The sequence below is a fragment of the Rhizobium esperanzae genome (genome assembly GCF_002204185.1).
GTDB lineage: Bacteria > Pseudomonadota > Alphaproteobacteria > Rhizobiales > Rhizobiaceae > Rhizobium > Rhizobium esperanzae.
In genome coordinates this window covers 1-1,160 of record NZ_MXPU01000057.1, presented here as the reverse complement: position 1 = coordinate 1,160, position 1,160 = coordinate 1, and the positions used below count along the sequence as shown (strand labels likewise).

Annotated in this window: 1 protein-coding gene; it reads right to left on the bottom strand. The window is 60.7% G+C overall.

Annotated features, from left to right (window positions below):
• Window positions 1-18: 18 nt before the first annotated feature.
• The gene (locus B5E41_RS30885; protein WP_064800413.1) at window positions 19-969 is read right to left on the bottom strand and encodes an IS110 family RNA-guided transposase; all 951 of its coding nucleotides are present in this window, start codon (window positions 967-969) and stop codon (window positions 19-21) included.
• Between the last annotated feature and the right edge of the window lie 191 nt (window positions 970-1,160).

The following is a 1,160-nucleotide window of genomic DNA, read 5'->3' as shown; positions in this document are numbered from 1 at the left end:
GCGGGGAGCAACCATGTTTCATTTTTGCTGGTATTGTGGCGTCCATTCGGTCTTTCGAGAGAGGATTGTGTTGGCGAGAACGATGAGTTTGCGTGCGACGGCTATGACGGCGCACAGGTGATCCTTTCCGTTCTGACGCAAGCGGGCGTAGAAAGAGGCGAGATCCGGATTGTGCCGGGTTGCCGTAAACGCGCACATGAACAGGCTCTTTCGCAGGCGTTCGCGACCACCCTGGATGCGGCGTCTGCCATGATATTTTCCGCTATCATCGTCATAGGGTGCGACGCCGGCAAGGGCGGCGATCTCGGCGCGGCTGGCATGGCCGAGCTCGGGCAGCCGAATGATCAGGCACAGGGCGCTGCGCAGCCCGATGCCCTTGATAGAGGTCAGCAGATCGAGCCGTTGCGAAAGGTCACAATCGTCGCGAACCATCTTTTCGAGCCGCAGCAGATGGGCCTTTCGGCAGGTTTCGAGGCGGGCGACCTCGCGCGCATGACGGCGCTTGATCGCCTCCGACAAGGCGGTCTCGGCAAAGGTTTTGATCAGGGCGATCTGCTGCTCGATCTGTTCCAGATAGGTTAGTTCGGCCGCCAGTTTGTCGAGGCGTGCATCCGGCAGCGCCGGCAACTGCTCGAGACTTGCCGTGAAGAGCGCAATCAGCACGGCATCGAGGCGATCGTTCTTGGCTCGCTTGAGCCGGCTCTTGGCAAAGAAGCGCAATTGCGCCGGCTGCAGACGCGCCGCCGGCCGCTTGCCGGCCCGCAGATGCGCCAGCAACCGCCATTCATAGCCGCCGGAGGCTTCGAAGCCGATGCGGCTGACGTCATGCTCTTGAAGAAAGGCGTCAAGCGCCTTCAGGCCAGCAGCGTCATAAGTGACCCTCAGCCTTGCGCGGCCGGGATGGAGGGCAATGTCGAGATGGCTTTTGCCGACATCGATTCCGGCACAAATCATGCTATTATCGGTCATCTTCGTCGTCCCTGTCTTGGATACGAACCCCAAGGTTCCTGCAACCACACGGGCCAGATGAAGAGCCGGTTGCGATCCTGCTCCCCACAGCCCCTAACGGCTAAGAAGGTGACGATCCGACAACCAGCTGCCGGGCGGGCGGCCACCCGCCCGGCAGGCATAAGTATCCTACATTTTGCTCATCCAAGAAG